General features: G+C 69.4%; 20 protein-coding genes and 3 pseudogenes. 7 read left to right on the top strand and 16 right to left on the bottom strand.

The window, feature by feature from the left end; genetic code table 11:
- Window positions 1–19: 19 nt before the first annotated feature.
- The 5 genes from rbsD to ACZ60B_RS24100 form a co-directional block, all read right to left on the bottom strand.
- A complete protein-coding gene (gene rbsD, locus ACZ60B_RS24120; RefSeq protein ID WP_469390163.1) occupies window positions 20–409 on the bottom strand; it encodes a D-ribose pyranase in 390 nt (129 codons plus the stop codon).
- Window positions 406–1,308, bottom strand: a complete 903-nt coding sequence (locus ACZ60B_RS24115; protein WP_469390161.1) for a ribokinase — start codon at window positions 1,306–1,308, stop codon at window positions 406–408. Before ACZ60B_RS24115 ends, rbsD begins: the two co-directional genes overlap by 4 nt.
- Window positions 1,309–1,396: 88 nt before the next feature.
- Window positions 1,397–3,343 (bottom strand): ABC transporter permease/substrate-binding protein, encoded by a 1,947-nt coding sequence (locus ACZ60B_RS24110; protein ID WP_469390159.1) that lies wholly within the window; start codon window positions 3,341–3,343, stop codon window positions 1,397–1,399.
- On the bottom strand, window positions 3,333–4,898 hold the full coding sequence (locus ACZ60B_RS24105; RefSeq protein ID WP_469390157.1) for a sugar ABC transporter ATP-binding protein: 1,566 nt from the start codon (window positions 4,896–4,898) through the stop codon (window positions 3,333–3,335). The genes ACZ60B_RS24110 and ACZ60B_RS24105 overlap by 11 nt, the downstream gene beginning before the upstream one ends.
- Window positions 4,895–5,911 carry a LacI family DNA-binding transcriptional regulator gene (locus ACZ60B_RS24100; protein WP_469390155.1) on the bottom strand — a complete coding sequence of 339 codons (1,017 nt, stop codon included), beginning with the start codon at window positions 5,909–5,911 and terminating at the stop codon, window positions 4,895–4,897. Before ACZ60B_RS24100 ends, ACZ60B_RS24105 begins: the two co-directional genes overlap by 4 nt.
- A 467-nt stretch (window positions 5,912–6,378) precedes the next feature.
- Here ACZ60B_RS24100 and ACZ60B_RS24095 point away from each other — a divergent pair, with 467 nt between their 5' ends.
- Together ACZ60B_RS24095 and ACZ60B_RS24090 are read left to right on the top strand one after the other, a co-directional pair.
- A complete protein-coding gene (locus ACZ60B_RS24095; RefSeq protein WP_469390153.1) occupies window positions 6,379–6,735 on the top strand; it encodes a hypothetical protein in 357 nt (118 codons plus the stop codon).
- A gap of 63 nt (window positions 6,736–6,798) precedes the next feature.
- Entirely contained in the window at window positions 6,799–7,176 is a 378-nt protein-coding gene (locus ACZ60B_RS24090; RefSeq protein ID WP_469390152.1) for a nuclear transport factor 2 family protein, read from the top strand.
- A gap of 37 nt (window positions 7,177–7,213) precedes the next feature.
- Here the strand turns inward: ACZ60B_RS24090 and ACZ60B_RS24085 are convergent, their stop codons facing one another.
- From ACZ60B_RS24085 to ACZ60B_RS24060, 6 genes and pseudogenes are all read right to left on the bottom strand, one after another.
- The gene (locus tag ACZ60B_RS24085) at window positions 7,214–7,423 is read right to left on the bottom strand and encodes a hypothetical protein (protein WP_469390151.1); all 210 of its coding nucleotides are present in this window, start codon (window positions 7,421–7,423) and stop codon (window positions 7,214–7,216) included.
- A gap of 301 nt (window positions 7,424–7,724) precedes the next feature.
- A complete protein-coding gene (locus tag ACZ60B_RS24080) occupies window positions 7,725–8,123 on the bottom strand; it encodes a YunG family protein (RefSeq protein WP_469390149.1) in 399 nt (132 codons plus the stop codon).
- Window positions 8,124–8,139: 16 nt separating this feature from the next.
- Window positions 8,140–8,427, bottom strand: a complete 288-nt coding sequence (locus tag ACZ60B_RS24075; protein ID WP_469390147.1) for a hypothetical protein — start codon at window positions 8,425–8,427, stop codon at window positions 8,140–8,142.
- Window positions 8,428–8,738: 311 nt separating this feature from the next.
- Entirely contained in the window at window positions 8,739–10,019 is a 1,281-nt protein-coding gene (locus ACZ60B_RS24070; protein WP_469390146.1) for an ATP-binding protein, read from the bottom strand.
- A 233-nt stretch (window positions 10,020–10,252) separates the two neighbouring features.
- Window positions 10,253–10,696 (bottom strand): annotated as a pseudogene (locus tag ACZ60B_RS24065) (nitrate reductase); the annotation flags it as partial.
- 73 nt (window positions 10,697–10,769) lie between these two features.
- Window positions 10,770–11,234, bottom strand: a complete 465-nt coding sequence (locus ACZ60B_RS24060; protein ID WP_469390144.1) for an Lrp/AsnC family transcriptional regulator — start codon at window positions 11,232–11,234, stop codon at window positions 10,770–10,772.
- A gap of 110 nt (window positions 11,235–11,344) precedes the next feature.
- Here ACZ60B_RS24060 and ACZ60B_RS24055 point away from each other — a divergent pair, with 110 nt between their 5' ends.
- From ACZ60B_RS24055 to ACZ60B_RS24045, 3 genes and pseudogenes are all read left to right on the top strand, one after another.
- Entirely contained in the window at window positions 11,345–12,340 is a 996-nt protein-coding gene (locus ACZ60B_RS24055) for a DMT family transporter (RefSeq protein ID WP_469390142.1), read from the top strand.
- Between the two features lie 335 nt (window positions 12,341–12,675).
- The gene (locus ACZ60B_RS24050) at window positions 12,676–13,134 is read left to right on the top strand and encodes a DUF4279 domain-containing protein (protein ID WP_469390140.1); all 459 of its coding nucleotides are present in this window, start codon (window positions 12,676–12,678) and stop codon (window positions 13,132–13,134) included.
- Between the two features lie 174 nt (window positions 13,135–13,308).
- Window positions 13,309–13,884, top strand: a pseudogene (locus tag ACZ60B_RS24045) (ATP-binding protein); the annotation flags it as partial.
- A gap of 67 nt (window positions 13,885–13,951) precedes the next feature.
- On the opposite strand, the gene ACZ60B_RS24040 reads toward ACZ60B_RS24045, so the two are convergent.
- The 5 genes from ACZ60B_RS24040 to ACZ60B_RS24020 all read right to left on the bottom strand — a co-directional run bounded on the left by ACZ60B_RS24040 (window position 13,952) and on the right by ACZ60B_RS24020 (window position 15,947).
- On the bottom strand, window positions 13,952–14,539 hold the full coding sequence (locus ACZ60B_RS24040; protein WP_469390138.1) for a hypothetical protein: 588 nt from the start codon (window positions 14,537–14,539) through the stop codon (window positions 13,952–13,954).
- A gap of 115 nt (window positions 14,540–14,654) precedes the next feature.
- Window positions 14,655–14,978, bottom strand: coding sequence for an alpha-amylase (locus ACZ60B_RS24035; RefSeq protein WP_469390136.1), 324 nt, complete (start codon window positions 14,976–14,978; stop codon window positions 14,655–14,657).
- Window positions 14,979–15,252: 274 nt separating this feature from the next.
- On the bottom strand, window positions 15,253–15,501 hold the full coding sequence (locus ACZ60B_RS24030) for a transposase (RefSeq protein ID WP_469390134.1): 249 nt from the start codon (window positions 15,499–15,501) through the stop codon (window positions 15,253–15,255).
- A 33-nt stretch (window positions 15,502–15,534) separates the two neighbouring features.
- Complete coding sequence (locus ACZ60B_RS24025) at window positions 15,535–15,795, bottom strand: transposase family protein (protein ID WP_469390132.1); 261 nt, start codon at window positions 15,793–15,795, stop codon at window positions 15,535–15,537.
- Complete coding sequence (locus ACZ60B_RS24020) at window positions 15,690–15,947, bottom strand: helix-turn-helix domain-containing protein (RefSeq protein ID WP_469390215.1); 258 nt, start codon at window positions 15,945–15,947, stop codon at window positions 15,690–15,692. The genes ACZ60B_RS24025 and ACZ60B_RS24020 overlap by 106 nt, the downstream gene beginning before the upstream one ends.
- Window positions 15,948–15,962: 15 nt before the next feature.
- Here ACZ60B_RS24020 and ACZ60B_RS24015 point away from each other — a divergent pair, with 15 nt between their 5' ends.
- Window positions 15,963–16,121, top strand: coding sequence for a hypothetical protein (locus ACZ60B_RS24015; protein WP_469390220.1), 159 nt, complete (start codon window positions 15,963–15,965; stop codon window positions 16,119–16,121).
- Between the two features lie 138 nt (window positions 16,122–16,259).
- A pseudogene (locus ACZ60B_RS24010) lies at window positions 16,260–17,389 on the top strand (RNA-guided endonuclease InsQ/TnpB family protein).
- Window positions 17,390–18,027: the final 638 nt, after the last annotated feature.

Genomic DNA, 18,027 nt, shown 5'->3' with positions numbered 1-18,027 from the left:
TCCGACGGCGCCGCTCGGGTCAGAAGAACACGCCGCACCGCAGCAGCACGTTCGCGTACGGCCGGGCCTCACCGGTCCGTACGATCAGGCGGGCTCCCGCGGACAGTTGCTTGAGGCGTTCGTGCGGGACGAGCTCCAGGTCGGGGAAGCGTCCCTCCAGCAGTGCGGCCGCCGCGGGATTGGCGCCGCGGATCTCTTCGGCCGCCGTGGCGCCCTCCACGACCAGTTCGGCGAGCAGACCGTCCAGCACCTCGGCGAACGACGGCACTCCGGCCCGGAAGGCGAGGTCGACGACGCGGGGGCCTTCCGGGATCGGCATTCCCGCGTCACAGATCAGGACCTGGTCGGTGTGACCGAGTGCGGCGACGGCCCCGGCCAGATGACGGTTGAGGATTCCTGCCCTCTTCACAGTGCCTCGACCTCCGCCGCGGTGGGGTAGGAGTCCTGGGCTCCACGGCGGGTCACGGCGAGTGCGCCGACACGGGCCGCGTAGGCGGCGGCCGCTTCGATCGACACTCCGGCCCCGAGGCTCCAGGCCAGTGCCGCGGTGAAGGCGTCGCCGGCCCCGGTCGTGTCCGTCGCGGCCACCTCCACCGATTCGATGTGGACGACCGTGTCCCTGGTCGCCACCAGAGCACCCTCGCCGCCCAGCGTGACGACGACCGAGCGCGGGCCGCGGGCGAGCAGGGCCCGTGCCCATTCCTCGGGCGTCTTTCCCGCCTCGGTGCCGTCGAGGATGACCTTGGCCTCGTGCTCGTTCACGATCAGCGGGTCGGCCGCGGCGAGGATCTCGTCGGGCAGGGGCCGTGGCGGCGACGGGTTGAGCACGAAGCGGCTCCCGGGTGCGAGTCGGCGTACCACTTCGACGACCGTCTCGATCGGGATCTCCAGCTGCGCGGACACCACTCGGGAGGCGTGCAGCAGATCGGCCGCGGCCCGCACGTCCTGGGGTGTGAGGCGGGCGTTGGCGCCCGGTGAGACGACGATGCTGTTGTCCCCGGACGGGTCCACGGTGATCAGCGCGACACCGGTGGGAGCACCGCCGACCAGGACGCCCAAGGTGTCGACGCCGGCCGCCCGCTGGGAGTCCAGCAGCATCCGGCCGTGCGCGTCGTCGCCGACGCGGGCCAGGAGGGCCGTACGGGCACCGAGCCGGGCGGCCGCGACCGCCTGGTTGGCGCCCTTGCCGCCGGGATGCACGGCCAGGTCGGAGCCGAGCACCGTCTCGCCGGCGTCCGGCCGACGCTCGACGCCGATCACCAGGTCGGCGTTGGCGGATCCCACGACCAGGAGGTCGTAGTCGTACATGAGAAGTACCTTCCCCACATGTAGTTCTGCCGAGGCGCGAGGGGCACCGCCTTGCGGTGCCCCTCAGCGCCCGGCTCGAGTTTCGATGTCAGCCGTGGAAGCCGGCCACGTTCTGCTTCGTGACCACCTTCACCGGCACCTTGACCGTGTCGGCCACCTTCTTGCCCTGCACGGCCTTGAGCGCGTTGTCCACCGCGATCCGGCCGAGCTGGCTGGGCTGCTGGGCGACGGACGCGTAGAGCGTGCCGCTCTTCACGGCGTTCAGACCGTCAGGAGTGCCGTCGAAGCCCATGACCTGGACGGAGGTGCCGGCCTTGGAGCCGAGGGCCTTGATCGCGCCGAGCGCCATCTCGTCGTTGGCCGCGATGACGCCCTGGACGTCGGGGTGGGCCTGGAGGAGGTTGGACATCACGTCGAGGCCCTTGGTGCGGTCGAAGTCGGCCGGCTGCTGCGCGACGACGGTGATGCCGGGGTAGGCCTTCAGGCCCTTGGCGAAGCCGGCCGCGCGCTCACGGGCGGCCGAGGTGCCCGCCTGGCCCTGGAGGATGACGATCTTGCCCTTGCCGCCGAGCTTCTCGGCGAGCGTCTTGGCGGAGAGTTCACCGCCCGCGACGTTGTCGGAGGCGACGAGTGTGTCGACGGAGGCCTTGTTGACCCCGCGGTCGACGGCGATGACCGGGATCTTCGCCTTGTCGGCGGCCTTGACCGAGTTGCTCGCGGCGTCGGAGTCCACCGGGTTGACGATGATCGCGCTGAAGCCGGAACTGGTGAAGTTCTGCAGCTGGTTGGCCTGCTGCGAGGCGTCGTTCTGCGCGTCCGTCACGGTCAGCTTCACGCCCAGCGCCTTCGCCTCGGCCTGGGCGCCGGAGCGGATCTGCACGAAGAAGGGGTTGTTCAGGGTGGACAGGGACAGGCCGACCTTCTGGGTGCTGCCGGAGGAGCCGTTGTGCAGGAAGGAGGTGGCACCCACCAGTGCGACGGTGGCCACCGCCGCAAGGGCGTACGTTCCCGCCTGCTTGCCCTTGCTGCCGCCCGGGCCGCCCGCGACGGGGGTGGCGCCGGCCTTGCGGCGCACGGTGTCGAGGAGGACGGCGAGCGCGATGACGACGCCGATGACGACCTGCTGCCAGAACGCGGACACCGACAGGAGGTTGAGGCCGTTGCGCAGCACGGCGAGGATCAGCGCGCCGATCAGGGTGCCGGACGCCTTGCCGGTGCCGCCCGCCAGGGAGGCGCCGCCGATGACGACCGCGGCGATCGCGTCGAGTTCGTAGCCGTTGGCGGCCTGCGGCTGCGCGGAGGACAGCCGGGAGGCCAGGACGATGCCCGCGGCCGCGGCGAACAGGCCGGACAGGGCGTAGATGGCGAGCTTCTGCCGGTTCACCCGCAGACCCGACAGGCGCGCGGCCTCCTCGTTGCCGCCGATGGCGTACATGGAGCGGCCGATGTAGGTACGGCCGAGCACGACGGCGGCTATCAGCCCCATCACCACCATGACCAGCACCGGGACGGGCAGCCAGTCGCCGACGGTGTCACCGAGGTGGGAGACGGACGAGGGGAACGGGATGGGCACGCCGCCGGAGATGACCAGCGACAGGCCGCGGGCCACCGACAGCATCGCGAGGGTCGCGATGAACGACGGCAACTTGCCGTAGGCGATGAGGAAGCCGTTGACCAGGCCGGCGACGACGCCGGTGGCGATGCCCATCAGCACGGCGACGAAGACCGGTACGCCGTGGCTGGTGGCGGCCCAGGCGATCACGGTCGCCGACAGCGCGGCCACCGAGCCGACCGACAGGTCGATGCCCGCCGAGACGATCACGAAGGTGGCGCCGAAGGCGAGGATCGCCGTCACGGCCGCCTGGACGCCGACGTTGAGCAGGTTGTCGGTCGTGAGGAAGTCGCCCGACAGCGCCGACAGGGCGATGACCAGGACGATGAGCGCGGTGAGCGCGCCGTTGTCGAGCAGGACGCGGCGCAGGCCGCTCGTGGCGCCGCCGGCGCCCGCCTTGCCCTTGAGCGTGTCAGTGGCCATGGCGGGCCTCCGTTTCGATCGTGGAAGTCGATGTGGTCGTGGTGGAAGGAGCGGCGGAGCCGGGGGCAGGGCTGCTGACGGCGAGTGCCATCACGGCGTCCTGGGTGGCCTCGTCGGCGTGGAGTTCTCCGGCGATGCGTCCCTGGGCCATCACCAGCACCCGGTCGCTCATGCCGAGCACCTCGGGCAGGTCGCTGGAGATCATCAGGACGGCGGCGCCCGCGGCCGTCAGTTCGTTGATGAGCTGGTAGATCTCGACCTTGGCGCCGACGTCGATGCCGCGGGTCGGCTCGTCGAGGATCAGCACCTTGGTGTCGGCGAGCAGCCACTTGCCGATGACGACCTTCTGCTGGTTGCCGCCCGACAACGTCCGTACGTGCTGGCCGAGTCCGGCCATCCGCACGCCCAGCTGCCCGGCGATCCGCGCGGCCGACTCGTGCTGGCCCCTGCGGTCGACGAGGCCCGCGCGGGTGGCGGAACGCATGGTGACCAGGCCGAGGTTCTCCTCCACCGACGCGTCCAGCACCAGGCCCTGGCCCTTGCGGTCCTCGGGCACGAGCCCGATCCCGGCCGCGAGGGCCGCGTTCACGTCGTGCCGGCGCAGCGCGCGGCCGGAGACGTGCACGGTCCCCCGGTCGTAGGGGTCCGCGCCGAACACGGCCCGCGCCACCTCGGTACGGCCCGCGCCGACCAGGCCGGCAATGCCGACGACCTCTCCGGCGTGCACCTGGAAGCCGATGTCGTGGAAGACGCCGTCGCGGGTCAGCCCCTCGACGGTGAGCAAGGCCGTTCCGGTGTCACCGCGTTCACGCGGGTACTGCTGCTCGATGGAGCGGCCCACCATCAGCCGTACGAGCTCCTCCTCGGGGGTGCTCGCGGGGACCTGGCCGACGCTCCGGCCGTCCCGGATCACCGTGACGCGGTCGCCCAGTGCGGCGATCTCGTCGAGGTGGTGGGTGATGAACACGACGCCCACGCCGTCCTCGCGCAGGCTGCGCACGATCGCGAAGAGCTTGTCGACCTCCTCGGAGGTGAGCACGGCGGTCGGCTCGTCCATGATGAGCACGCGCGCGTCAAGGCTGAGCGCCTTCGCGATCTCCACCATCTGAAGGCGGGCGATGCCCAGTTCGCGCACCCGCGCGCGGGGCGACACCTGCACGCCCACCCGTTCGAGCAGGGCGGCGGCCTCGGCCTCCATGGCCCTGCGGTCGATCATCCCGAAGCGGCGCGGCTGACGGCCCAGGAAGATGTTCTCGGCGACCGTCAGGTCGGGGACGAGGTTGAACTCCTGGTAGATCGTGGCGATCCCGAGTCGTTCGGCGTCCTGCGCACCGTGGATACGGACCTCTTCGCCGCCCACGAGGATGCGTCCGGCGTCGGGGGTGTGCGCGCCCGACAGCGTCTTGATGAGGGTGCTCTTGCCGGCGCCGTTCTCGCCGAGCAGGACATGCACCTCGCCCCTGCGCAGGTCGAAGTCGACGCCGTCGAGGGCGACCACGCCGGGGAAGGACTTGCGTATGCCCTCGATGCGCAGCAACTCGTCCGAATCGCTCACGACTGACTCCTTTGCGTTGCGGGGGGATTGCCGCACGAGCGGCGTACGACGAGACGGGCGGGGAGGGTGACGGACCGGGGGGTGCGTCCCTCGATGCGGTCGACCAGCGCGCGCACGGCGGCGCGGCCCAGCTCGCCCGTGGGCTGGGCGATCGCGGTGATCGGCGGGTCGGTGTGCACGAACCACGGGATGTCGTCGAACGCGACGAGCGCGATGTCGTCCGGAACGCTCAGTCCATGGGCCCGTACCGCGTCCAGCGCGCCGAGCGCCATCAGGTTGTCGGTGGCGAAGACGACCTCCGGCGGCTCGGGCAGGTCGAGGAAGCCCTCGGTGACCCGGCGACCGCTGGCGGCCTGGAAGTCACCCTGTCCGATGTAGGCGTCGGGCAGGCTCAGGCCGTAGGCGGCCAGTGCCTCCCGGAACGCCCCGATGCGCTCGCGTCCTGTGGTGGTCGCGGCGGGTCCGGCGATGATCGCGAGCCTGCGGTGGCCGAGCGCGTGCAGGTGCGCGACGAGGTCGTGCACGGCGGCGCGGCCGTCGGAGCGCACCACCGGTACGTCCATGCCCTCGATCCACCGGTCCACGAACACCAGGGGCGTGCCCGCCTCCGCGGCGTCCCGCATGATCGAGGAGCAGCCGTCGGTGGGTGAGATCAGCAGTCCGTCGACACGGCGGTCGAGCAGGGTCCGCATGTGATGGTCCTGGAGCTCGGGCTGCTCGTCGGCGTTGCCGATGATGACGCTGTAGCCGAGCGCGCGGGCCGCGCCCTCCACGGAGCGGGCCAGTTCGGTGAAGTACGGGTTCAGCACGTCGCTGATGACCAGGCCCAGGGTCCGGGTCTGGTCCGTGCGCAGGGATCGGGCGACGGCGTTCGGGCGGTAGCCCAGATCTTCCACGGCGGACAGCACACGCGTACGGGTGGCCGTGCTGACCGACGGATGGTCGTTGAGGACACGGGAGACCGTGGCGGCGGAGACGCCTGCCACGGCGGCCACATCCTTGATGCTCACCATCGCCGCCCACTTCCTTGTAGAGGCTTTGTAATCGATTACATCGATCGTTCAAAGGATTGAAAACGATTTCATTATGCGGAGCAAGGGGTGCTTGTCGTGAGCTGCGCCACGTATGCAGCAGGACTCCGGACGGGACCGCCCGGCCACCGGTCACCTTGCGTGCACGCCCGGCGTGCCGCCGGCAACCGGCCGACGAACGGGCAGCCCCTCGTCACCGACGTGACGCAGAGCGGACGGTCGAGCAGGTCCGCACCCGCCCGATGCCCCTCTTCATCACGATCTGCGCAATTGAACGCCGGGCCCCGCGCTGCGATTCCCGGCCGGCCCGCAGGGCGTGCGATGGAGGCGCGTGAGCGACGGTCGCACACCAGCACCATGGGCTTCCCCAGCTTCCGGTGGGCCGCGACGAGCAGGTCGCGGTAGTCGGTCCGGGCGAGGCTGCGGCGCCCGTCGGCCTTGTGGTCCGGGTGGAAGGGGCTGGCTTCGTCGCCGAGGACAGCGAGACCGTGCTCATCGGGCAGGCCACGGACCTTGCCGCCGACCCTGTCCTGCCCGATGGCGTGACCCTGCGCCGTGTCACCGCCGGATCAGACCTCCAGCGCATCGCCGCCATGGAGAGCACCGTCCGGGGCGAGGACTGGAGTTGGCTCGCCAGCGACCTGGCCGCCCGGATCGAGAACGCCCCAGAGAGCACCATCGTCCTCGTCGCAGAGGCACGCGCCGAAGTCGTCTGCGCCGCCTGGCTGGTGTTCAAGGACGGCGTCGACTTCGGCGGCCTCTGGGGCGACCGCAGGCTGCCGACCGGCCGCAGATGCGGGAAGTGACGAGCAGGCCCTGGCTTGAGCGTTGTATGGGCGCTTGTCGGTAGGGGCTGTCAGGATGCGGCCATGGACCCTTCGGAGATCATTCATGCATTGTGGGAGCGCATGCAGGCCCGGGACTGGGCCCGGTTGCGTGACTTGCTGGCCGAGGACTTGGTGATGGAGTGGCCCGTCAGCGGCGAGCGGATCGCAGGGCGGGCGAACTACGTGCGCATCAACGCGGAGTATCCGGAGGGGTGGTCGATCCGGGTACTGCGGGTTGTCGCCGACGGCGACCAGGTGGTCTCCGAGGTCGAGGTTCCGCACGAGACGATGGGCGTGCATCGGGTGGCATCGTTCTGGACGGTACGCGAGGGAAAGGTCGCGGCCGGCCGGGAGTACTGGAGCGAGTTGGGCTCGGACCCGTCGCCGCAGTGGCGGGCCGCTCTGGTTCAGCGGTTGTGAGAAAGCTGGCCTACACATGAGTGGGGCCCGCCGACCGTCAGGTCGGCGGGCCCCGGTGATCAGTGACGGTCAGGCTGGAGGGTCCGGGTGGCCGAAGGTGCAGGTCCGGCTGGACTCGCCCGAGGGTCCAGTCGTCGAGGACGACCGCGTTACGGGTGGTGTGGGTGAGTTCCACCCAGTCCTGGTCCGGAAAGCGGTTGGAGAGGACCTCGCGTCCCGGCCAGTCGCCCGGCTCCGCTCTCTCCACTCGCCGCGACGAACTGGCCGAGCGTCCGTACCGTCCGGTTCTCATGCTGCGTCCACGGTGATATGCCCATCGCCAGGACCGGGACCCACACCGGTGATCACCGCTGCCACTCCCTCACCGTTTAGCGACCCATCCCCTCCGCCTTCGCCTGCCCCAGCGCTCTGGTCGGCCCCTGCTCCGGGTGCCGGCGCTTCGCCCGCAGGTGCGGCAGCGGCGGCCTACCGCTCGGCCAGTGGTGCATGACCCCCGCACGGGAAGCCTGGGGATCTGCCGTACGTGGACTACGAGCGCCGGCCCTCCATCAGACGGGCTCCGGAAGATGACCGAGTTGCTTGATGACGCGCTCACGCAGAAGGAGGTACGCCTCCCAGCGCCGCGGCAGAGGACCCGGCGGGCGCTCGACGAGACGGGCAGCCGTGACGGTCTGTCCGAGCTGGAACTGCTCGCGCGTCAGGTCGAGTTCAACACCGCTGGGCAGCCGGTTCCACCAGTGGAATCCGTGCTGGGTCCCGTCGAGGCGCACCTCACCGACTATGAGATCCCCGCCGAAGACGTCGTTGACGACCAAGGCCGTGATGTCACAGTGCCCCCAGGCCGGGTTGCCGGGTTGCCAGTCGGCCTGGTCATCGGGCGAGCACGTGTCGGCGGCCCAACTGGCACGCAGGGCTCTGTCGAGATCGAGCAGGTTCCAAGGGATCACGCCGCCAGCATCACAGTCACCACTGACATCGCAGATGGCACAGGAACCACAAGCCCCGGACAGGACCGAACTCGCACGAGCCGCCGATCGGGCGACAAATAGTCACACCGGACAGGTGGTCGACCTCGATCAGGACCACTTCCCCACCCCTTCTGGCGACCTTCCTCATGGCACGGTCCAGGCGCGGGGCCTGCACGGCGAGCAGGGCGATCAGCTCGTCGCGCCGACGGCGGACGGTGGGCTCGAAGAGGTCGTTGCCGCCTGCCATGTCGGCCAGGCGTCGGCCGTGGCGCAGCACGGCCACACGTCCTGCAGACAGATGCCGTGTTCGGCCCAGCTGCGCAGCCGGTCACGGCCGGCCCGCTGCCCCCTGTACCGCCCGGTCCTGCTGGATCGCCGCGCAGGAGGACGCCATGAGCGCTCTGGACGCCTCCCGCCGGCAGTGACCGCGGACCGGCGCGGTCGTCGGGATGGTGCGGGGCGGCGTAGTAGCGCTGGCGTCCGGGCGGATGCCGAGGCCACAGCTGCTGTCCGCGCGGCATCGGTCGGCCCAGCGCCGGCCGATGGCGACGCCGCAGGCGCGGAGAGGGGACGGCGAGGGGGGTCGGGTGGGCGTCAGGTCCGGGTGTGGTGCTCGATGTCCTCGTGGAAGTCGTCCAGGGCCTGCTCTGTGAGGGTGGGACGGGTGTCGGCGATCGCTGCGAGGAAGTCGTCGGTGGCGGCCGGGCTCCCGGTCCGGTGGCTGATCTCGTGTTCGAAGGCGTGTTGGGCGCCCTTGCGCGCGGCGTATTCGATGTCGGCGGGAGTGAACATCTCGCTGGCGGTGACCAACTGGTCGATCTCGATCAGCGGGGCGGTGGGGCCGAGGTAGCGGCGCCAGATCGCCTCGCGGGCGGCGGCATCGGGCGGGCCGACCGGGATGATGTAGTCGAACCTGCCGGGGCGCAGGAATGCCGGGTCCAGGGTGCGCAGGGAATTGGTGGCGCAGACGAGCAGCCGGTCGTCGTGGTCGCGGAACGCGGGGATGAGTTTGAGGAGCTCGTTGGTGACGCCGTGTCCGGGGTCGACGGCGTGGCCGGAGCGGGCAGCCGCGATCTCCTCGACCTCGTCGATGAACAACAGGACGCTGTCCAGCTCGGCCAGGTCCGCGAACGCGTCGCGCAGCGAGGCGGCCAGTCCTGCGTCGGAGTCGGCGGCCAGACGTGAGGGGAAGAGTTCCACGAACGGCCAGCCCAGGCGGGAGGCGATCGCCTTGGCGAAGGTGGTCTTTCCGGTGCCGGGCGGCCCGAACAGGATGACGGCTTTCGGGGGACGGACCCCGTAGCGCTCGGCGACCTCCGGCTCGGCGAGCGGCAAGACGATGCGCTTGTCGATGGTGTCCTTGGCCTCGAACATGCCCGCCAGCTGCTCCCACAGGCCGCGTGGCAGGACCCGGCCGCCGAGCTGGGCCAGCAGTCCCGCATCCTGCGCCCCGGCGTGCTCCAGCTTCTCGTAGTAGACCAGAGAGTCCAGGCGGCGGTAGCCGGAGTTCTCCAGTGCAGCGGTCCCGGTCGAACCGGGAGTGAGGATCGCGCTGACCCGGCGCACTCCGCGCTCGCGCAGCCGCTGCTCGACCTGGGCGATCAACGCACTGCCCAGTCCGCGGTTGCGCCACGCACCGGACAGAGCCGTGATCAAGATCCAGCCGCGCTCGCCCTCAGCGCGGGCCACGACCATCCCGACCAGCTCTCCCTCCACCACCGCGACCACGGCCGCCTGGCCCGCACGGGCGGCCGCCACGACCTCGGAGACCGGGAACACGGCCAAAGACAGATCAGCCTGCCGGCCCTGGTCCCACAACCGGATCGCCTGGTCCAGGTCGTCATCATGGAAATCCCGCAAGCGCCACACCGGCATGACCGCCTCCTCGTCCTGCAACCATGATGTGCCTGCCACCGGCCAGAACGCCTTGTCCCGGACTCCACCAACAGCACCAACCACCCATCCGACGGCACGCCGCGAAGCGATACCCGACCCCGGACAAAGCGCCCCGCGACTCGGAAGAGAGGCCCTCCTCGACGGGCGGCAGCCGCCTGCCCACTCCCGCCGCGACAGGGCCCGCAGCCGCAATGCACAGCCTGCCGCCAGCAGTCCGTGCCCGCGGACACGGCAGGCCGAAGGGTTCCGGCCGTCGTCTCCATCGCATGGGTGGGCGGTGACCGGTGCGGGATCTGAAGCACGTCCACGTTCCACGCTTCGGCGATCTCAGCCACGTGAACGTCGTTCTGCCAGTTGCGGAAACCCGTCAAGGAGCCGTTCGCTCCGGTTTCGCGCGTGTTCTCGGCGGCGGGCTGGCCGTTCGTCTGGAAGACGGTGCAGCCGGGGCGGCCGGGGCGGCCGATCATGCCGCGCAGCAGATTGACGTTATTGACCTGGACGGCCGCGGCGGTGGCTCGGTGCGACTGGTACACCCCCTGCAGGACGGTCTAGGCAAGGCGCTGACCAGTACCGGTCACACGAGCAGGCTGCCGGATGACGTCGGCGGGAACCTGGCAGATCGCCGCGGCGTGCTCCGGCGTGTACGGCGCCACCGCGTGTCGGCGTGCACCTGATGCGCCGACCCCCGAGCCGGTGGTCACCGTGGTCACGCCGGTGAGGGTGCGCGGCTCAGGGGATGGGGAGTGGCGAGGGCGGTTTGGTGACCGCGAAGGCGAATGTCGTCTTGATCGAGGACAGTGACGGCAGGGTCCGCAGCTCTCGCCGTACGAGGTCCTCGTACGCGGCGAAGGAATCGATGACGATCTTGACGAGGTAGTCGTCATCACCGGCCAACAGGTACGCCTCGACCACCTCGGGAATCGAGCGGAGCCTGTCTTCGACGGCGTCGACGACCTGCGAGGTATGGGCCAGGAGCGTCATCCGCACGAAGGCGGTGATCGACAGCCCGAGCGCGTCCTGGGAGAGCATCGCCGCATAGCCACTGATCACGCCGCTCTCCTGCAAGAGCCGCACACGCCGCAGGCACGGTGACGGCGAGAGACCCACGCGATCCGCCAGCTCCTGATTGGTGAGCCTGCCGTCTCGCTGGAGTTCGAGCAGGATGTGCCGGTCGATGTCATCCAAGGTCACCACGTGGCAGATTCTGCCACAGACGGCCCACCGGGCGGCATGATGCGCAATCGCCTGCTACTCCCACCTTCCTAAAATTGCTCGCTGTCGAGCCGGGATGGAAGGAGTTGGCCGTGGCCAATCAGATGCGTGCAAGGCTCATGGGAGGGGCCGCTCTCGCGGCCGCGGTTGTTCTGTGGTCCTCGTTCGCCCTGACGGTCAGGGGGATCAGCTCGTCCAGCCTCACCCCGATCGACGTGGCGTTTCTCCGCTTCGCGACACCCGCCGTCATCCTGGCGCCGTGGCTGCCGCGTACCGTCCGCGCGCTGCGTGGCGAACGGATCGGTGTCCTGCTCATGCTCGGCATCGGCGGACTGCCGCATTTCCTCCTCTCCGAACTCGGCGGACACCTGACCTCAGCCGCGCTCATCGGTCTCCTCATCCCCGGCATGGTCCCCCTCTTCGTCACGGTGATCCTGTATCTCCGGTGGCGGGAACGGATCTCCTCCAGGCGCCTGATCGCCCTGGCCGCGATCACCACGGGTATCGCAGCGACTGCGATGCAGACGACGTCCACCACGACCACCGCGGGCATCGGCGTTCTCCTCACCGCCGGGTGCGCCTGGGCCGTCTACACGATCGGTCTGCGCCAGACGCAGCTCGGCCTCACCGGCGTCGTGCTCGCCGTGTGCACACCCGCCGCGACCACAGCCGCCCTGCTCGCCGCCTTTGCCGCCATGCCCTCACATCTCATGACCGGCACCGCCGACATCTCCGACGTTGTGCTCTTCACCGGCCTCCAGGGCATCGGGACAGGACTGCTCTCGGCCCTGTGCTACGCCCACGCGGTGCGGGCCCTCGGCAGCACCCTCGCCGCAACAGCCGGCGCGATCAGCCCCGCTCTGACAGCCCTCCTCGCCGTCCCCCTCTTCGGCGAACGCATCACCCCCGGTGTGAGCGCCGCCCTCGCCCTCATCGTCACCGGCGTGACGGTGTTCAACATCGCGCCACGCCGTCGTGACAACGGACCCAAGCGTCCACTGCCCGCGGGGAGAGCACGTGACCGGACCCGCAGCACGACGAACAAGACGCCCACGACCAGTGCGGCAACAACGAGCGAAGCGGCCTGAGGGCCAAGGACGTTGATCCGCACGCGAGTGGGGAGACAGGACCGTGCGCCAACAACAGGACCTGAAAAGGGGATGGCCATCGCGGGGAGACCGGCGGCAAGCGGTCTCGCGCCCGCGAGGGTGGTCCCGAACAGGGCTAGGCAGTACGCACAGCGGGACGGTGGCCCCCGCGCCTGCTGGGGTGGTCCCCTACCGGCCGCCGACGCGTCAACGTCATCTGCCCTGATCCGTGAGCGACGGTGCTACGAAGTCACACCTCCGGCCATCGAGGTCGCCCGACCGTTGGGCACGCATAATCACGGACGGCCCGTCACCCGCGCGGATAACCTCCACGGGTGCCACTTCGCCAGTACGCCTATTTCGCGCTCTTCAGCCAGCACACCTCGGCAGCCGACATGACCTCCCAGCTGGGCATTACTCCTGACGAGGTGGCTGTTCGCGGCAGCCGGTTCACCGAACCGACGGTGGTTCCGGTCGACCACTCGTGGATCGTTGTCTGCCGGGAGCCGGATCTGCGTGTCGATGAACAGATCACCCGCATTCTCGACAGGCTCCAGCCCCGCATGGACCGCATCTGCGACCTGACCAGGCATCTGGCCCGCAACGGTGGCGGAGCAGTGCTCCAAATAGTGCGTTATTTCAACGACACCGACCAAGCCCAACCAGGCACATCGAATGCCCCCGACCTCTTCGGTTGGCATCTGGACCGCAAGGTCCTGGACTTCCTCAGCGCCACCGGCGCCGAGCTCGACATCGACGAGTACGACATGGCCGGAGTCGATGACGCCGAGTGAGCACATGACCTCATACGCACCCGGCACATGAAACGCACTCCGCCGGCTTGACAACAGCATGAGGAAACGAAGATCAACGCCGTGACCACGTACGGTCGCTCACGCCGCTGGTGTGTTCCCTGCCGAGTCGTACCCCCGTCAGAAGGCGACACCCCACGATGACGGACATGCGGGCAACGGCGCTTGCAGAAGGCGAAGTTCGAGCAGCAGGTCACCCTGGAGGAGTTCAACTTCACCGCCTCCTCCAAGCTGCCCGCCGCCCAGATCCGCGACCTGGCCGCCCTGCGCTGGCTCCACGCCGGCGAGTCGGTCGTCCCCTTCGGCCCGGTCGGGGTCGGAAAGACGCACATCGCCCAGGCCCTCGGCCACCTGGCCATCCGTCAGGGCGCCAACGTCCGGTTCGCGAAGACCAGCCGAGTCCTGGCCGAGCTGGCCAGCGGCCACGCGGACCGCACCTGGGAGAAGCGGATGCGCGAGCTGATCCGCCCCGACGTCCTCATCCTCGACGACTGCGCGATGCGCCAGCTCACCGCCGCCCAGGCCGACGACCTCTACGAACTGGTCGGTGAGCGGCAAGGCCGGTCCCTGATCACCACCAGCAACCGAGCACCCAGCGACTGGAATCCGCTCTTCCCCAACCCCGTCCCCGCCGAGTCACTGCTGGACCGGCTGATCAACACCAGCCACCAGGTCATCATGAACGGCCCCGGCTACCGGCCGGACAAGCGACCTCGGAATCCCAGCGACAGGTGGCCCGTCCCACCGAGCCGGCCTGATCAGGCCGGCCAGCGGTACCGATCAGACCGGCTCGGCGGCCTCACTCGTATACGCGGGCCGCGCCGAGCTGCCAAGCCACAGAGGCCCAGGTCACCGGTTCTATCGGCGGAACGCCCGGGAACGCTGGCGGCCTGCCGAGCACGGCCCCAAGCCACGCCTCCCAAGACTCCAGGAATTGGGCCATCGAGCCGCTCGCCCAGCCACCGCCGTCACCGGCCCACAGCCCCCGGGCCAGCCTGTCTTCCGTCCAGGCGCGGTTCCGGGCGAAGTCGGCTGCCAGCGCCAGCAGTAGGGCACGCAGCTCGCCGGGAGAGGTGACCGGCGGCTCGTCTCCAAGGGGCGCGAGCTCGGCCAGTCCTGCCGACGGGGCGTCCAGCGCACCGAGCAATTGGTCGGCCAGGCCTGGCCAGCCGGGCTCCGGAGCCTGGTCAGGGAGGGCGCTGGCCCAGCGGAGCAGGATGTCGTCGATCTCTGGGGCCTCTGCGCCGAAGCCCTCGAAGCGGCTGCTGAGGCGCCGCAGCACTGCACGGAAGTCCTCGCCAGTCTCCACATCGTTCGTCACCGCGCGAGAGTAGGGCTGCAAGGACAGGCCCGTCGACCGGATATCAAGGCGGTTGAGCTCCACCACGGCGCGCCTGCCGCCAGCTGACCGACGAGTCGGGCTGATGGGGAATTACTTGGCGTTTGGCCTGGGGAATCGGCCGACCGTCGACAGCTCGGGCTCCTGCCCTGAGCGGGCCCGCTCAGGCGCCCTCGGCGGTGACGAGGGCGGGGTCGCACGTCCGCAGCCCCGTGACGTAGTTACCGTTCGTTCCGTAGCCGGAGAAGGTCGCCCAGCCGTCGGGCTCGATGACGCGGCACGGAGCCCACTGGCCGTTCGTGTACTCGACCGTGACGGAGACGGTATCGCCGCAGCGGTTGTGGACGTCGGTGTAGCGCCAGCTCTGGAAGTACTCCACGCACTCCGGAGTCGGCGATCCGGTGGCCGCCGCTGCGGACGGGGCGGTGGCCAGGGTTGTCAAGAGACCCGCCGCGCTCATGGCGGCGAGGGCAAGGGGACGCGACATGCGTGTCGTGTGATGTGTCATGTCCCAAATCCTCAGCCTCGCACGGATACTCACGCAACTTTCTGCAAGTCTTTTCAGCCACGATCTCATCGCGCATGCCAACAGGCAGGCCAACCACACTTTCAAGGACTGAAAGACTTTGCATACCACTCGCACACCACAGTCGTAACCGAAGCCGGGCTCCTGCCCGCGACCCGCCCGCTTCGCCGGCATCGAGTAACGACCTCGTGCACGGTTGGTCGTGGCACATCCGGGGTGGTGAAGCTGACGACGTTCACGCTGGAAGGCCACGGGAAAGAGTGGCCGTCTGCTGGTGTGAGAGCAGACCGGCGACGGCCTGGACGATGTCACTCATGTGTTCGCGGCGGCCATGGTGGCGGGCGAGAGCCCTCCAGTTCTTCAGGTGTGCGATGCCGTGCTCGACGCGGATGCACCGTGAGGAGTGGGCCTTGCGCTGCAGTTCGTACCGTTCCTCGTACCAGGCGGGAGCGTTCTTCTTGAACTTGCGATAGGGAGGTGTCACCACGCGCCCACCGGTCTGCGCTCCCACGCCCTGCTAGCTGGCGTCCGCGAGGATCTCCAGGAACGCACCGTCGGCCAGGAGCTGGGCCAGTCCCAGTTGTCGGGCCTGGGTGATGTCGGCACAGCTGCCTGGCCGGACCGGGCTGCAGAACAGCACGCGCCCTTCGGCATCCGTGAAGACCATGGACTTCACCGCGTTTTGCCTGGTCTTGTCGGAGACGAATTCGTCCCGGCCCTTGCAACCTGCGGCCGGGCGTCGGACACGGATCTCCGTCCGTCGATGACCCCGGTCCAACTGTCGACGCCCGGATATTCAATGACTTCGGCGAGCGTGCGCAGCCGGACGTCCGGCGCGACGGTGCATCCCCGCTGCGCGAGCAGGGGACGCACCTCCCCGATGGCGCGCGTGATGGTGGAGCGGTCCACGCCGAACCAACAGGCCGGCACGTCATGAGTGGTGCCATGGCGCAGGCTCACCAGTATGGCCAGCAGGCGGTGGACGAAGACGAACCTGTGCTTCGCCCCGGCTCCTACAGCCCGCCGCCGCCGGGCCGTCAGACGCGCCTGATGCTTTTCGTTCCGCAACGGCCCTACTTCAGCGATGAGTTCAGCATGATCTAGCTGGGCGTGAAGACGGAGTGTGCGTGGAGGGTGTGTGGACGACGCTACGGCCCCGGTGAATATCGGGGTTCGGCTCCCAGCGTGGTGACACAGAGCAATACGATCAGGCCTGTGAAGATTGTGACGTAGGTGAAGCTGATGCCGGATGCCGCGCAGGTATCCGCGCTTGAGCGCACCCTGCACACGGTCAACGAGGCTGCGAACTGGGTGTCGGAGGTGGCGTTCGGGCGCGGCGTGCCGCGTGAGTACGAGCTGCGCAAGCACACCTACGCCGAGCTCAAAGCACGGGGGCTGGGAGCGCAGGCCGCGCAGCATGTCATCAAGAAGGTGCGCGATGCGTACACCACGCTCAAGGCCAACATCCGGGCCGGGAATCTCGGCAAGCCGAAGTCGAAGCGTCGGATCAGGGCCGGGTCGAAGCCGGTCAGGTTCCCGCTGCAGGCCGCGCAGTCGTATGACGACCGGTGTCTGAGCTGGCAGTACGACCAGCAGACCGTGTCCGTCTGGACCGTGGGCGGCCGGGTCAAGAACGTGCGGTTCGTGTGCTCCCCGGACGCGCTCAGGATGCTCCGGGCGCACCGGCAGTGCGAATCCGACCTGATCGAGCGCGACGGGAGCTTTTACCTGATCGCCACCTGTGAGGTGCCCGGGGCCGAGCGTTACGAGCCGGGCGGCTTCATCGGCGTGGACCTGGGCATCGTCAACATCGCCACCGCCTCCGCCGGCTACCGGCCGCCGGGCGTGGTCTCAACCGCTACCGCAAGCGTCAGCTCGCCCTGCGGGCGAAGCTCCAGAAGAAGCGCACCAAGTCCGCCAGGCGCCGGCTGAAGGAGCGCTCCCGCCGCGAACAGCGGCACGCCGCGAACACCAACCACATCATCGCCAAGACGATCGTGACCGAGGCTGAACGCACCTCGGCCGGGATCTCCCTGGAAACACTCAAGGGAATCCGGCAGAGGGTACGGCTCCGCAAGCCCCAACGGGTCGCACTCCATTCCTGGGCGTTCGCCCAGCTCGCAGACTTCATCGTCTGCAAGGCCAGGCGGGCCGGGGTGCCCGTGGTCTTCGTCGATCCCGCGTACACGTCGCAGACGTGTGCCCAGTGCGGCCACGTCGACCGGCGCAACCGTGTCGGCCAGGGGCTTTTCATCTGCCGGGGGTGCGGGGTCGTTGCCCACGCCGACCGGAACGCTTCCCACAACATCGCCACCCGTGGCGAGAGCGTGTGGAACGCGGGGCGTGAGTCACGCGTCCCGGACACCCCATAGGGGTGCCCGGACGGAGGAGCCAACCCAGCAGCCGGCTGGGCACTACCTCCAAACCCGGCCCTTCAGGGCCGGGTCAAGTTGACAGATCACCTGCGGCGACAACCCGGTAACCCGATACTCCGCCACGATCAACTCACGTACCCCAGCCCCCACCATGCCCAGTTCAACGAGCCACCTGGGCACCGAGCCACGACCAACCGTGCACGAGGTCGCCCGCATGTGGCCCCGGTCGGGGCCACATGCGGGCCCCGGGCGAGGCGGGGGCTGCACGGCGCGCGGCGTACCACCGCGCATCCGGCCGCGTGCAGGGACTTCCGTCGGCTACCGGCATCACGGCCGTCGCGCCTCGAGCATCCGGACGCTCGAAGAGTCCCGGCCGGCGCCAGGAAGTCCCGGCGGCCCGGCCGTGCACCCGCCATGTCACGTTCGGCGAAGGCTAGTTCGTCCTGCCCGTCCCTCACCTGCGCCGGCTCCCTGGCCGGCTGTACCTCGAGTCCGTCCGGCTCTGTGCGCGCAAAGATCCGTTTCAGCGGTCCGGGATCCGGCACGGACGGGTCCGCAGAAGAGCGTCCGGCCCGTGTGAGCAGGAACCGGTCGTACAGGCAGCGTCAGGTGGCTGCCCCGGTGGGGACGAATCC

Source organism: Streptomyces sp. NPDC104096, from assembly GCF_055584385.1.
The sequence above is the reverse complement of the archived record's forward strand: the minus strand, read 5'-3'. Positions and strand labels throughout refer to the sequence as shown.

Bases quoted from the DNA above. Each gene is read 5' to 3' on its own strand.
- ACZ60B_RS24110 (WP_469390159.1), bottom strand. From the start codon at position 3,343: ATGGCCACTGACACGCTCAAGGGCAAGGCGGGCGCCGGCGGCGCCACG.
- ACZ60B_RS24115 (WP_469390161.1), bottom strand. From the start codon at position 1,308: ATGTACGACTACGACCTCCTGGTCGTGGGATCCGCCAACGCCGACCTG.
- ACZ60B_RS24070 (WP_469390146.1), bottom strand. From the start codon at position 10,019: ATGCCGGTGTGGCGCTTGCGGGATTTCCATGATGACGACCTGGACCAG.
- ACZ60B_RS24090 (WP_469390152.1), top strand. From the start codon at position 6,799: ATGGACCCTTCGGAGATCATTCATGCATTGTGGGAGCGCATGCAGGCC.
- ACZ60B_RS24100 (WP_469390155.1), bottom strand. From the start codon at position 5,911: ATGGTGAGCATCAAGGATGTGGCCGCCGTGGCAGGCGTCTCCGCCGCC.
- ACZ60B_RS24015 (WP_469390220.1), top strand. From the start codon at position 15,963: ATGGCGCAGGCTCACCAGTATGGCCAGCAGGCGGTGGACGAAGACGAA.
- ACZ60B_RS24035 (WP_469390136.1), bottom strand. From the start codon at position 14,978: ATGTCGCGTCCCCTTGCCCTCGCCGCCATGAGCGCGGCGGGTCTCTTG.